At 70.1% G+C, this 12,139-nt stretch carries 9 protein-coding genes and 1 tRNA gene; 8 read left to right on the forward strand and 2 right to left on the reverse strand.

Annotated features, from left to right (window positions below; all coding sequences use genetic code 11):
• Window positions 1–122: 122 nt before the first annotated feature.
• The 6 genes from eno (at window position 123) to CCN51_RS06285 (ending at window position 6,937) form a co-directional block, all read left to right on the forward strand.
• The gene (gene eno, locus CCN51_RS06260) at window positions 123–1,418 is read left to right on the forward strand and encodes a phosphopyruvate hydratase (RefSeq protein ID WP_014177152.1); all 1,296 of its coding nucleotides are present in this window, start codon (window positions 123–125) and stop codon (window positions 1,416–1,418) included.
• A gap of 91 nt (window positions 1,419–1,509) precedes the next feature.
• The gene (locus CCN51_RS06265; protein ID WP_086859339.1) at window positions 1,510–2,049 is read left to right on the forward strand and encodes an FtsB family cell division protein; all 540 of its coding nucleotides are present in this window, start codon (window positions 1,510–1,512) and stop codon (window positions 2,047–2,049) included.
• 60 nt (window positions 2,050–2,109) lie between these two features.
• A complete protein-coding gene (locus CCN51_RS06270; RefSeq protein WP_086859341.1) occupies window positions 2,110–2,718 on the forward strand; it encodes a DUF501 domain-containing protein in 609 nt (202 codons plus the stop codon).
• On the forward strand, window positions 2,715–3,656 hold the full coding sequence (locus tag CCN51_RS06275) for a Ppx/GppA phosphatase family protein (RefSeq protein ID WP_014177149.1): 942 nt from the start codon (window positions 2,715–2,717) through the stop codon (window positions 3,654–3,656). Before CCN51_RS06270 ends, CCN51_RS06275 begins: the two co-directional genes overlap by 4 nt.
• 396 nt (window positions 3,657–4,052) lie before the next feature.
• Entirely contained in the window at window positions 4,053–5,423 is a 1,371-nt protein-coding gene (locus CCN51_RS06280) for an NAD(P)/FAD-dependent oxidoreductase (protein WP_014177148.1), read from the forward strand.
• A 188-nt stretch (window positions 5,424–5,611) separates the two neighbouring features.
• The gene (locus tag CCN51_RS06285; RefSeq protein ID WP_014177147.1) at window positions 5,612–6,937 is read left to right on the forward strand and encodes an SAM-dependent methyltransferase; all 1,326 of its coding nucleotides are present in this window, start codon (window positions 5,612–5,614) and stop codon (window positions 6,935–6,937) included.
• A 90-nt stretch (window positions 6,938–7,027) separates the two neighbouring features.
• On the opposite strand, the gene CCN51_RS06290 is transcribed toward CCN51_RS06285, so the two are convergent.
• Both CCN51_RS06290 and CCN51_RS06295 read right to left on the reverse strand, forming a co-directional pair.
• Entirely contained in the window at window positions 7,028–9,571 is a 2,544-nt protein-coding gene (locus CCN51_RS06290) for an ABC transporter permease (RefSeq protein ID WP_043487021.1), read from the reverse strand.
• An 85-nt stretch (window positions 9,572–9,656) separates the two neighbouring features.
• Window positions 9,657–10,439 carry an ABC transporter ATP-binding protein gene (locus tag CCN51_RS06295; RefSeq protein WP_014177145.1) on the reverse strand — a complete coding sequence of 261 codons (783 nt, stop codon included), beginning with the start codon at window positions 10,437–10,439 and terminating at the stop codon, window positions 9,657–9,659.
• A 399-nt stretch (window positions 10,440–10,838) separates the two neighbouring features.
• Between CCN51_RS06295 and CCN51_RS06300 the strand changes: the two genes are divergently transcribed.
• Window positions 10,839–10,921: transfer RNA gene (locus tag CCN51_RS06300), tRNA-Leu, on the forward strand.
• Between the two features lie 186 nt (window positions 10,922–11,107).
• Window positions 11,108–12,004, forward strand: a complete 897-nt coding sequence (locus tag CCN51_RS06305) for a Bax inhibitor-1/YccA family protein (protein WP_014177144.1) — start codon at window positions 11,108–11,110, stop codon at window positions 12,002–12,004.
• Window positions 12,005–12,139 lie beyond the last annotated feature (135 nt).

Genomic DNA, 12,139 nt, shown 5'->3' on the forward strand with positions numbered 1-12,139 from the left:
GAAGCCCCGGCCGGGCGCGCCGCCCCCCACGTGAGGCGCGCCCCGCCGGGGCTTCGTCGGGTGGGCCCGCCGGGCCCGTTAGGCTCGTGCCGCAGAGACAGACCCATACGAAGGAGATCCTCGTGTCGTCCATCGACGTCGTCGTAGCTCGCGAGATCCTCGACTCGCGAGGCAACCCCACGGTCGAGGTCGAGGTCGGCCTCGACGACGGCAGCACCGGCCGTGCCGCCGTGCCCTCCGGTGCCTCGACCGGCGCCTTCGAGGCCCTTGAACTCCGCGACGGCGACAAGAGCCGTTACGGCGGCAAGGGCGTCGAGAAGGCCGTCCTGGCCGTCATCGAGCAGATCGGTCCGGAGCTCGTCGGCTACGACGCCACCGAGCAGCGCCTGATCGACCAGGCAATGTTCGACCTGGACGCCACCCCGGACAAGTCCTCGCTCGGCGCCAACGCGATCCTCGGTGTCTCGCTCGCGGTCGCGCACGCCGCCTCCGAGGCCTCCGACCTCCCGCTCTTCCGGTACCTGGGCGGCCCCAACGCCCACCTGCTGCCGGTCCCGATGATGAACATCCTCAACGGCGGCTCGCACGCCGACTCCAACGTGGACATCCAGGAGTTCATGATCGCGCCGATCGGCGCCGAGTCCTTCTCCGAGGCGCTGCGCTGGGGCACCGAGGTCTACCACACCCTGAAGTCCGTGCTGAAGGAGCGGGGCCTGTCCACCGGCCTCGGCGACGAGGGCGGCTTCGCCCCGAACCTGAACTCCAACCGCGACGCCCTGGACCTGATCGTCGAGGCGATCAAGAAGGCCGGCTACCAGCCGGGCCAGGACATCGCGCTGGCGCTCGACGTCGCCGCCTCCGAGTTCTACAAGGACGGCGCCTACACCTTCGAGGGCCAGACCCGCAGCGCCGCCGAGATGACCGCGTACTACGCCGAGCTGGTCGACGCGTACCCGCTGGTCTCCATCGAGGACCCGCTGAACGAGGAGGACTGGGACGGCTGGAAGACGATCACCGACCAGCTCGGTGACAAGGTCCAGCTGGTCGGCGACGACCTGTTCGTCACCAACCCGGAGCGGCTGGCCCGCGGCATCGAGTCCGGCACCGCGAACGCGCTGCTGGTCAAGGTCAACCAGATCGGCTCGCTGACCGAGACCCTGGACGCCGTCGAGCTCGCCCAGCGCAACGGCTTCAAGTGCATGATGTCGCACCGCTCCGGTGAGACCGAGGACGTCACCATCGCGGACCTGGCCGTCGCCACCAACTGCGGCCAGATCAAGACCGGTGCCCCCGCCCGCTCCGAGCGCGTGGCCAAGTACAACCAGCTGCTCCGCATCGAGGAGATCCTCGACGACGCGGCGGTGTACGCGGGCCGCTCCGCCTTCCCCCGGTTCAAGGGCGCGGTCCTCAAGGGCTGAGCTCCGCCGAGCCTGACGCACGTCCCCGGCCGCGGTCCCGTACCGTGGCCGGGGACGGCGTACGTAGCGAAGTCACGACCGGGGAGGCGACGTGCCGGCGGATCGGGATCGGTTCTCCACCGCGACCAGGCTCAGGGCGCTCGGCGAGCACGCCGCCGCCCGCGTCTACCGCGCCCGCATCCGACGCCGCCGCAGCCGGCTCACCGGCCGGGCCGCGCTGCTCGCGCTGGTCGTCTGCTCGCTCGTGGTGGCCCTCGCGTACCCGATGCGGCAGTACATCTCGCAGCGCTCGGACATCTCCGACCAGCGGCGCCAGGCCCAGAAGGAGCGCGAGGACGTCAAGCGGCTGCGCGAGCAGAAGGCCAGGCTCCAGGATCCCGCGTATATCCAGCAGCAGGCCCGTGAGCGGCTGCACTTCACGCTGCCGGGGGAGACGGGCTACAGCGTGGTCGACGACAGCGGCCGGACCGAGCGCTCCGCCGACCAGGGCGCGGCCGACCGCCCGTGGTACAGCAACATGTGGCGGACTGTAGACAGCGCTGACCAGGCTGACAGCGCTGACCAGGCTGACAGCGCTGATGCGGCAGACGCCGCTGACAAGGCTGATGCCGCGGGCCGCGTGAAGCGCTGACCGAAGAACCGGCCGCCGGAGGCGACCGGCCCCGAACCGATCGAAGAGAACTTCCGACCCATGCACACGCCCCCTCCGCAGACGGAGCCCACCGCGCCCACCGACGCGGACATCGCCGCCGTCAAGGAGCAGCTGAACCGCCTTCCGCGCGGGCTGCGCGCCGTCGCGCACCGCTGCCCCTGCGGCAATCCGGACGTCGTAGAGACCGCGCCGCGGCTCGAGGACGGCTCGCCCTTCCCGACGCTCTACTACCTGACCTGTCCGCGCGCCGCCTCGGCGATCGGCACGCTGGAGGCCGAGGGCGTGATGAAGGAGATGACGGCCCGGCTGGCCACCGACCCCGAACTGGCCGACGCCTACCGGGCGGCCCATGAGGACTATGTCGCGCGCCGTGACGCGATCGAGGTGCTGGAGGGCTTTCCGAGCGCGGGCGGTATGCCGGACCGGGTCAAGTGTCTGCATGTCCTGGTCGCCCACTCGCTCGCCGCGGGCCCGGGGGTCAACCCGCTCGGGGACGAGGCCATCGCCATGCTGCCGGAGTGGTGGGCGAAGGGGCCGTGCGTGGCACCGTGCGGCGGAGCAAAGGACAGCGGAGCAAAGGACAGCGGAGCAAAGGACACTGGAAAGGGCGCAGAGGACGCCGGGAAGAACGCGGGGGACAGAGCGTGACCCGCGTCGCGGCCGTGGACTGCGGCACCAACTCGATCCGGCTGCTGGTGGCCGACGCCGACCCGGCCACCGGCCGGATCACCGAGCTCGACCGCCGGATGCGGATCGTCCGGCTCGGCCAGGGCGTGGACCGCACCGGGCGGCTGGCCCCCGAGGCCCTGGAGCGCACCTTCGCGGCCTGCCGTGAGTACGCGGAGGTGATCGGCGGGCTCGGCGTGGAGCGGGTCCGCTTCGTCGCCACCTCCGCCTCGCGCGACGCGGAGAACCGCGAGGAGTTCGTGCGCGGGGTCGTGGAGATCCTGGGCGTGGAGCCCGAGGTGATCAGCGGCGACCAGGAGGCGGAGTTCTCCTTCACGGGCGCCACCAAGGAGCTGACGGACCGCGAGGGGTTCGCCCGGCCGTATCTGGTGGTGGACATCGGCGGCGGTTCGACCGAGTTCGTGGTCGGCGACGACCATGTGCGGGCCGCGCGCAGCGTGGACATCGGCTGTGTGCGGATGACCGAGCGCCATCTGGTCGTGGACGGACGGATCACCGATCCGCCGACGGTCCATCAGATCGCCGCCATACGGGCCGATATCGAGCGGGCCCTCGACCTCGTCGAGGAGACGGTGCCGATCCGGGAGGCGGGTAGTCTGGTCGGGCTGGCGGGCTCGGTCACCACCGTCGCCGGTATCGCGCTGGAGCTGCGGGAGTACGACTCCGCCGCCATCCACCATTCGCGCGTCTCCCTGGACCAGGTCCGTGAGATCACGGACAAGCTGATCGGCTCCACCCACGCCGAGCGGGCGGCGATCCCCGTGATGCACGAGGGCCGGGTGGATGTGATCGCCTCGGGTGCGCTCGTACTGCTGGCGATCATGGAGCGGTGCGGTGCCCGGGAGGTCGTGGTGAGCGAGCACGACATCCTCGACGGGATCGCCTGGAGCCTCGCCTGACGGGCCCGGAGGGGGTGTGGACCCCCTGTGAGGGGCCGGTGGAGACCCGCGCGCAAAAAAGTTCGTGAAAAGCTTCACATGAAAAAGGCCCCTGGTGACCGCCTGGTGTGACCCCTGGGACCGGTTCGGGGGCGGTTTCGGGGACCGGGCCCGTCCGGCGGCCCCGACGACGACTGTTTCGGCCATGTGACAGACCCGTCCCGGACCCCGGTGGTCTACTCCCGCGTTGCCTCGCAAGTGCAGATCAGCGGGGTTGTCAACGCGCCGCCGGGGCTGGTGGTTCCCCTTCGCGGATATGGCGTGTGTCACGGGGGCCGCGGAGTGTAGCAGACCCTCTCACCATGCTTGTGAAGGGGCTCACGAGGCACCCCCCTGAGGGTGCTGGATACTCGAAACATGAGCACCACGGAGCGTCCCAGGATCCTCGTTGTAGGCGGTGGGTACGTAGGCCTGTACGCGGCACGCCGCATCCTGAAGAAGATGCGGTACGGCGAGGCGACCGTCACGGTCGTCGACCCCCGCTCGTACATGACGTACCAGCCCTTCCTCCCAGAAGCTGCGGCCGGCAGCATCTCCCCGCGCCACGTCGTGGTCCCGCTGCGGCGTGTGCTCCCCAAGGCGGAGGTCCTCACCGGCCGGGTGACGACCATCGACCAGGACCGCAAGGTAGCCAACATCCAGCCGCTCGTCGGTGAGGCGTACGAGCTGCCCTTCGACTACCTGGTCGTCGCTCTTGGCGCCGTCTCCCGCACCTTCCCGATCCCCGGCCTCGCCGAGAACGGTATCGGTATGAAGGGCATCGAGGAGGCCATCGGCCTGCGCAACCACGTCCTCGAGCAGCTCGACAAGGCCGACTCCACGACCGATGAGGACATCCGCCGCAAGGCGCTGACCTTCGTCTTCGTCGGCGGTGGCTTCGCGGGTGCGGAGACCATCGGCGAGGTCGAGGACATGGCGCGCGACGCCGCGAAGTACTACCCGAACGTGAAGCGCGAGGACATGCGCTTCGTCCTCGTCGACGCCGCCGACAAGATCCTCCCCGAGGTCGGCCCGAAGCTCGGCCAGTGGGGTCTGGAGCACCTGCAGAAGCGCGGTGTCGAGGTCTACCTCAGCACCTCGATGGACTCCTGCATCGACGGCCACGTCGTGCTCAAGAACGGCCTCGAGGTCGACTCCAACACGATCGTGTGGACCGCCGGCGTCAAGCCCAACCCGGCGCTCGCCCGCTTCGGCCTGCCGCTCGGCCCCCGCGGCCATGTGGACACCGCGCCGACGCTGCAGGTGCAGGGCACCGAGTACATCTGGGCCGCGGGCGACAACGCCCAGGTGCCGGACCTCGCCGTCGGCGAGGGCGCCTGGTGCCCGCCGAACGCCCAGCACGCGCTGCGCCAGGCCAAGGTGCTCGGTGACAACGTGATCTCGGGTATGCGGGGCTTCCCGCAGCGCGAGTACAAGCACGCCAACAAGGGCGCGGTCGCGGGGCTCGGTCTGCACAAGGGCGTCGCGATGATCGTCCTCGGCAAGACCAAGATCAAGCTCAAGGGCCGGCTCGCCTGGTACATGCACCGTGGCTACCACGGCATGGCCATGCCGACCTTCAACCGCAAGATCCGGGTCTTCGCCGACTGGACGCTGGGCATGTTCCTCAAGCGCGAGGTCGTCTCCCTCGGCGCCATGGAGAACCCCCGCGAGGAGTTCTACGAGGCCGCCGCCCCGGTCTCCGCGGCCGCCGCGGCCAAGCAGGCCGAGAAGGCCAAGGCCTCCTGATAACGCGACAACCGCGATACATCTGAACGCCGAAGGGCGTCCGCCATCCGTGGTGCGGACGCCCTTCGGCGTTGTTCCAGTGGATGGTTTTGCCGATTCCAGACGTGTCGGCGGGACTGTACGGCGGGCCTCGTGGTGTTTACGTGGTGAGTGAATCTTCCTGACTCACCATCACGGAGGTGTCTGATATGCCCGACGCCGCCCAGCGGCTCGCCGCACTGGCCGAGGAGATGCTGGGAGTCCCGCTCCCGATCCGGATCCGCGCCTGGGACCACAGCGAGGCGGGTCCCCCGCACACCCCCGTCCTGGTCGTAAGGCGGCGCAGGGCGCTGCGCAGGTTGCTGTGGAAACCGGGCGAGCTGGGCCTCGCCCGCGCCTGGGTGGCCGGCGACCTCGACGTCGAGGGCGATCTGTACGAGGCCCTGGATCTGATGGCCGGACTGGTGTGGGAGCGCGGCCCCGCGGCTCAGCGGCAGTCGAAGGCCGCCGCCGCCCTCAAGGTGCTGCGCGACCCCGCGCTGCGCTCCGCCGCCCGCACCCTGGTCGGCCTCGCCGGGCCCGCGCTGCCGCCGCCCCCGCCCCGCGAGGAGGCGCGCCGCGCCTGGCGCGGACCGCTGCACACGCTGCGCCGCGACAAGGAGGCCATCAGCCACCACTACGACGTCGGCAACGACTTCTACGAGCTGGTGCTCGGCCCCTCCATGGTCTACTCATGCGCCTACTGGGAGGGAACCGAGGCCGAAGGCGCCACGCTCGAGGACGCCCAGCGCGCCAAGCTCGACCTGGTCTGCCGCAAGCTGGCGCTCCGGCCCGGCCGGCGGCTGCTGGACGTGGGCTGCGGCTGGGGCTCGATGGTGCTGCACGCGGCGCGCGAGTACGGTGTGCGGGCCGTCGGCATCACGCTCTCGCAGGAGCAGGCGGCGTACGCCCGTAAGCGCGTCGCCGACGCCGGGCTCACCGACCAGGTCGAGATCCGGGTCCAGGACTACCGCGAAGTCACGGACGGCCCCTACGACGCGATCTCCTCGATCGGCATGGCCGAGCACGTCGGCTCCGCGCGCTACGCCGAGTACGCGGCCGACCTCCACGCCCTGCTCAAGCCCGGCGGCCGGCTGCTGAACCACCAGATCGCGCGGCGCCCCGAACCGGACGAGGAGGCGTACCACGTCGACGAGTTCATCGACCGCTACGTCTTCCCCGACGGTGAACTCGCCCCGGTCGGGCGGACCGTCACCCAGCTGGAGGAGGCGGGCTTCGAGGTACGCGACGTGGAGGCGATCCGCGAGCACTACGCCCTCACGCTGCGCCGCTGGGTCGCCAATCTGGAGGCCCACTGGAAGCAGGCCGTAGGGCTCACCTCGCCGGGCCGGGCCCGGGTGTGGCGGCTGTACATGGCGGCCTCGGCGCTGTCCTTCGAGCGCAACCGGATCGGGGTGAACCAGGTCCTGGCGGTCCGTACCCCGGAAGGCGGCGCGTCCGGTATGCCGCTGCGCGCCCGCGACTGGCGGCGCTGACACCCCCTGAAACACCCTGAAACCCCTGAGCGCCGGACGGGCTCGGCCCTTCCGGCGCTCAGGGGTTGGGGTTGGGGTTGGGACGAGCGGCTACTCGGCCTTGATGGCCGCCAGCATGTTGAGCTTCGCCGCCCGCCGGGCCGGCCACAGCGCGGCCAGGATGCCGACGAACGCGGCCAGCACCAGGAAGACGGTCATCCGCGCCCACGGCAGGACCAGTTCGTAGGTGGGCAGCCCGCTCGAGATCAGCTCACCGGCGGCCCAGCCGAAGAAGACGCCGAGGCCGATGCCGAGCACCCCGCCGAAGAGCGAGATCACCAGCGACTCCAGCCGCACCATGCGCTTGATGCCGCGCCGGTCAAGGCCGATGGCCCGCAACATGCCGATCTCCTGGGACCGCTCGAAGACCGACATCGCGAGGGTGTTGATGACCCCCAGCACCGCGACGATGACGGCCATGGCCAGCAGCCCGTAGAGCATGTTCAGCATCAGGGTGAAGAACTGCGCGATGCCGTTGGAGATGTCCTTCTTGTCCTGGACCTGGATCGCGGGGTTGTCGCCGAGCGCCTTCTCGATGGCGTTCTTGGTGGCGTCGGAGGCCCCGTCCTTGGTCTTCAGCATGACCTGCATATCGGTCACGGTGCGCATATGCGGGGTGAGGGTGGAGTTGTCCAGCATGATGCCGCGGATCATCTGGTTGCCCTCGTAGACGCCCGCGACGCTGAGCCGGCCCTTGCGGCCGTCCTCGTAGGTGACCGTGAAGGCCGAGCCGCGCTTCCAGCCGTTGCGGTCGGCGGTCTTGTGGTCCACCACGACCTTGTCGCCGCCGAGCCCGGCGAAGGAGCCCTCCTTGAAGTCGACGCCGACCAGCTTCTGGATGGTCTTGCCGTTGACGCCCGTCAGGTACTCGGTGTCGCCGTCGATCCGGGACGCGGAGTTGCGCAGCGGGCTGAGGGCGGTCACCTGGTCGAGCTTGCCCAGGGTCCGCTCCACATCGGGCGACAGCGGGCGGACGCCGTCGAAGCCGCCCAGGCTGACCACGTAGTCCGACTTGAGGGCGCCGGTGGCCAGGTTGTCGATGCCCTTCTGCACACTGCCCGCGATCACGGTCATGCCCGTGATCAGCGTCAGTCCCACCATCAGCGCGGAGGCCGTGGCGGCGGTACGGCGCGGATTGCGCACCGCGTTCTGCCGGGCGAGCTTGCCGGAGATCCCGAAGGCGCGCAGCAGGGGGGAGGCGGCCGCGATGAGCGGCCGGGACAGCAGCGGGGTGAGCACGAACACCCCGATCACCAGGACGGCCGCGCCAAGACCCATGGGGAGCTTGCCGTCGCTGCCCATACCGCTTCCGGCCAGTACGCCCGCCGCACCGGCCCCGGCGAGGACGGCGCCGATGGTGTTCCGTACCACCAGGCCGCGGGTGGTCGGCGCGGCGTGCACGCTGTTCATCGCGGCGACCGGCGGGATCTTCGCGGCGCGGCGGCCCGGCAGCCAGGCGGCGAGCACCGTGACGACGACGCCGACCACCAGCGAGACCGCGATGGCGGTCGGGGAGACGACCAGCGGGCCGTCGGGGACGGTGGCCCCGGTGGAGTTCAGCAGCGAGCGCAGCCCGGCGCCGATGCCGATACCGGCAGCCAGCCCGGTGACGGCCGCGACCGCGCCGACGGCGGTGGCCTCGATCAGCACCGAACGCGTCACCTGGCGGCGGGAGGCGCCGACGGCGCGCATCAGGGCCAGTTCGCGGGTGCGCTGGGCGACCAGCATGGTGAAGGTGTTGGCGATGATGAAGACGCCGACGAAGAGCGAGATCCCGGCGAAGACCAGCATGCCGGTCTGCATACCGCTCATCTGCGTCTTGATCATGGCGGCCTGGTCGTCGGCGAGCTGCTGACCGGTGGTGGCCTCGGCCAGCTTCGGCAGGATCTTGTCGACGCCCGACTTCAGCGTGGCCTGCGAGGTGCCCGCGGCGGCCCTCAGGTCGATCTCGTCGAACTCACCAGGCTTGGCGAACAGCCGCTGGGCGGTGGGGGTGTCGAACAGCACCAGGCTGCCGCCCGCGGCGACATTGCCGTCGTCGGTGGTGAAGACGCCGACGACCTTCTCCTTGCGCACCGGGCCGTCCACGGACAGCCGGACCGCGTCGCCCACCTTGTAGTGGCCGCGGTCGGCGGTCTTGGAGTCGAGCGCGACCTCGCCCGCGGACTTGGGGGCGCGGCCGTCGGTCAGCGTGTAGCGGGGGTCCTTGCCGCCGGTGCCCGGGTAGTAGTTGCCGCCGGTGTTGGCGAAGCCGTTGCCCAGCAGGTCGCCCTGCTTGTCGGCGACGGCGGTGTAGCCGGAGACGGCGCCGGTGGCCGACGCGGCGCCGGGCACCTGGCCGGCCTGGTCGAGCAGGCGCTGGTTCAGCCGGGGTGCGGCGCCGGGGTTTCCGGAGTCGTCGTCCGACTTGTGCGGCTTTATGGCGACATCGACGCCCGCGAAGCCCTTCTCGGAGCTCTTCTGGTAGGCGCTGGAAATGGTGTCGGTGAAGACCAAGGTGCCGGAGACGAAGGCCACGCCGAGCAGAACGGCGAGCACGGTCATCATCAGCCGGGCCTTGTGCGCGAGCACATTGCGCAAGGCAGTACGGAGCATGGTCAGTCCAAGTGAGGGGGCGGCTGGGGCGTCAGGAGGCATACGGGCGCGGTCGGGCGCGGTCGGGCCGACCGGCGCGCCCGGCTCAGCTGGTACGGCCCTTGGCGTCGAAGCGCTTCATCCGGTCCAGGACCGCCTCGGCGGTCGGGTCGCGCAGCTCGTCGACGATCCGGCCGTCGGCGAGGAAGACCACCCGATCGGCGTAGGAGGCGGCGACCGGGTCATGGGTGACCATGACCACCGTCTGGCCCAGTTCGCGCACCGAGTTGCGCAGGAAGCCGAGGACCTCGGCGCCGGCGCGCGAGTCCAGGTTTCCGGTCGGCTCGTCGGCGAAGATGATTTCGGGCTTGCCGGCCAGCGCGCGGGCCACCGCGACGCGCTGCTGCTGACCGCCGGAGAGCTGGGCGGGGCGGTGCTTGAGCCGATCGGACAGGCCCACGGTCTGCACCACCTGGTCCAGCCACGCCTTGTCTGCCTTGCGGCCGGCGATGTCCATCGGCAGCGTGATGTTCTCCAGCGCGTTGAGCGTGGGCAGCAGGTTGAACGCCTGGAAGATGAACCCGATCTTGTCGCGCCGCAGTTGGGTGAGCTTCTTGTCCTTGAGTGAGGTCAGCTCGACATCGCCGATACGGGCCGAGCCGCCGGAGACGGTGTCCAGGCCCGCCATGCAGTGCATGAGGGTCGACTTGCCCGAACCCGACGGGCCCATGATGGCGGTGTACTCGGCCTGCTGGAACTCGACGGAGACGCCGTCGAGGGCGACGACCTGGGTCTCGCCCTGCCCGTAGACCTTGGTGAGGTCCGTGGCCCGCGCCGCGGCGGTGGCGCGGGCGGCGGCGGCCTGGACGCCGGAGGGGGTCGTGGTCACGGTGGGGGCTCCTGTCGTGCGGTCGGGGACTTCAGGGCGTTCCTCCCATGGTCCTCGACGCAGAGAGGGCCGGTATCAGTCCGCGCTCCGGTTTCCGTACGGGACTCGGGACGTATGCCCCGGCCCCCGCGTCCTCCTTGGGGAGGAGAAAGACCCCCGTCCGGGGGCGTCGAGATTGCGTCAATCCCGACCGTGCGGGTGGTCCGGCATATGGGCAGGTCCGATGGACGCGGGTGTGTGCGGTTGCCCCGACCCGATGCTGATGCACCCTCAGTTGCCAATAAAATAAGACAACCTCGGTTCGTCGATCCGCTGTTCGGGGGCGTGCCCCCGGATAGGCTCGTGATTGCTTTCCTATGGGGAGGGACGTACGCGCTCGTACGGCCCAGGGAGCCGCTGGCCCGGATGGTGGAATGCAGACACGGCGAGCTTAAACCTCGCTGCCCCTCGCGGGCGTACCGGTTCAAGTCCGGTTCCGGGCACACCCAGACCTTGTTGCCGCACGCTGCGTGCGCATCCGGTCGCCCAACGTCTACCGCGCGGGGCCCGCATGGGCCTCGCGCCGCTCGCGCGCGCGTGGAAATATCCTCCCTGGGCACTAGGGTGCTTTCTTTGCTTACCTATTACTCTGTAGTCAAGGTCGCGCAGGGCGGCCATGGAGGAGTGAGATGAGGAGCAGCAACCCGGTCTTCTCGCGACGGGGGTTCAGCCGCGACGGCGGCTACGCGGGCTTCGGCGCGGCACCGCAGGCCGGGGGCCCCGCCGCAGTCCAGGGCAACCCGTACGCCGGTGGTAATCCGCACGCGCAGACGCAAGCCCCGACCAACCCTTACGCGACCGGCGACCAGCAGAATCTGACGCCCGAGCAGCTGCAGCAGATGTACGGCGCGCCGCCGGCAGGCCCGCTGCAGACCGGCCGTATGACGATGGACGACGTCGTCATGCGCACCGGTATGACGCTGGGCACCGTCATCGTCGCCGCCGCAGCCGCCTGGATCATGGAGCTGCCCGTCGCCGTCGGCTTCGGTGCCGCGCTCGTGGCGATGGTGCTCGGCCTCGTCCAGTCGTTCAAGCGCAAGGCATCGCCCGCGCTGATCATGAGCTACGCCCTCTTCGAGGGCGTTTTCCTTGGCGTCATCAGCCAGGTGTACAACGAGCGCTGGTCCGGCATCCCGATGCAGGCCGTGCTCGGCACGATGGCCGTCTTCGTCGGCGTGCTCGCCGCGTACAAGACCCGGCTCATCCGGGTGGACGCGCGATTCCAGCGCTTTGTGCTGGGCGCGGCCATCGGCTTCCTCCTCCTGATGTCGGTCAACCTGCTGTTCGCGGCCTTCGGCGGCGGTGACGGCCTCGGCTTCCGCAGCGGCGCCATGGGCATCGTGTTCGGCATCGTCGGCGTGCTGCTCGGCGCCGCGTTCCTGGCGCTGGACTTCAAGCAGGTCGAGGACGGCGTTCGCTACGGCGCTCCGCGCGAGGAGTCCTGGCTGGCCGCGTTCGGTCTGACCCTGTCGCTGGTGTGGATCTACCTGGAGCTGCTGCGGCTGATCTCCATCTTCCGGGACTAGATCTTCGGGGCCTGGTCTTCGGGGATCTTGTCCTCGGGGACCAGGTTTTTCAGGTGACCAGTCTCCAGGTGACCAGGTTCTCCAGGTGATCACGAAGGGCCCGCGGGGCAAGTCGCCCCGCGGGCCCTTCGTGAT

This window comes from Streptomyces milbemycinicus, assembly GCF_002154605.1.
In the GTDB taxonomy this organism is placed as follows: Bacteria; Actinomycetota; Actinomycetes; order Streptomycetales; family Streptomycetaceae; genus Streptomyces; species Streptomyces milbemycinicus.

Coding starts and splice junctions, on each gene's coding strand:
- CCN51_RS06270 (WP_086859341.1), top strand. CDS start 2,110: ATGCACACGCCCCCTCCGCAGACGGAGCCCACCGCGCCCACCGACGCG.
- CCN51_RS06280 (WP_014177148.1), top strand. CDS start 4,053: ATGAGCACCACGGAGCGTCCCAGGATCCTCGTTGTAGGCGGTGGGTAC.
- CCN51_RS06285 (WP_014177147.1), top strand. CDS start 5,612: ATGCCCGACGCCGCCCAGCGGCTCGCCGCACTGGCCGAGGAGATGCTG.
- CCN51_RS06290 (WP_043487021.1), bottom strand. CDS start 9,571: ATGCTCCGTACTGCCTTGCGCAATGTGCTCGCGCACAAGGCCCGGCTG.
- CCN51_RS06305 (WP_014177144.1), top strand. CDS start 11,108: ATGAGGAGCAGCAACCCGGTCTTCTCGCGACGGGGGTTCAGCCGCGAC.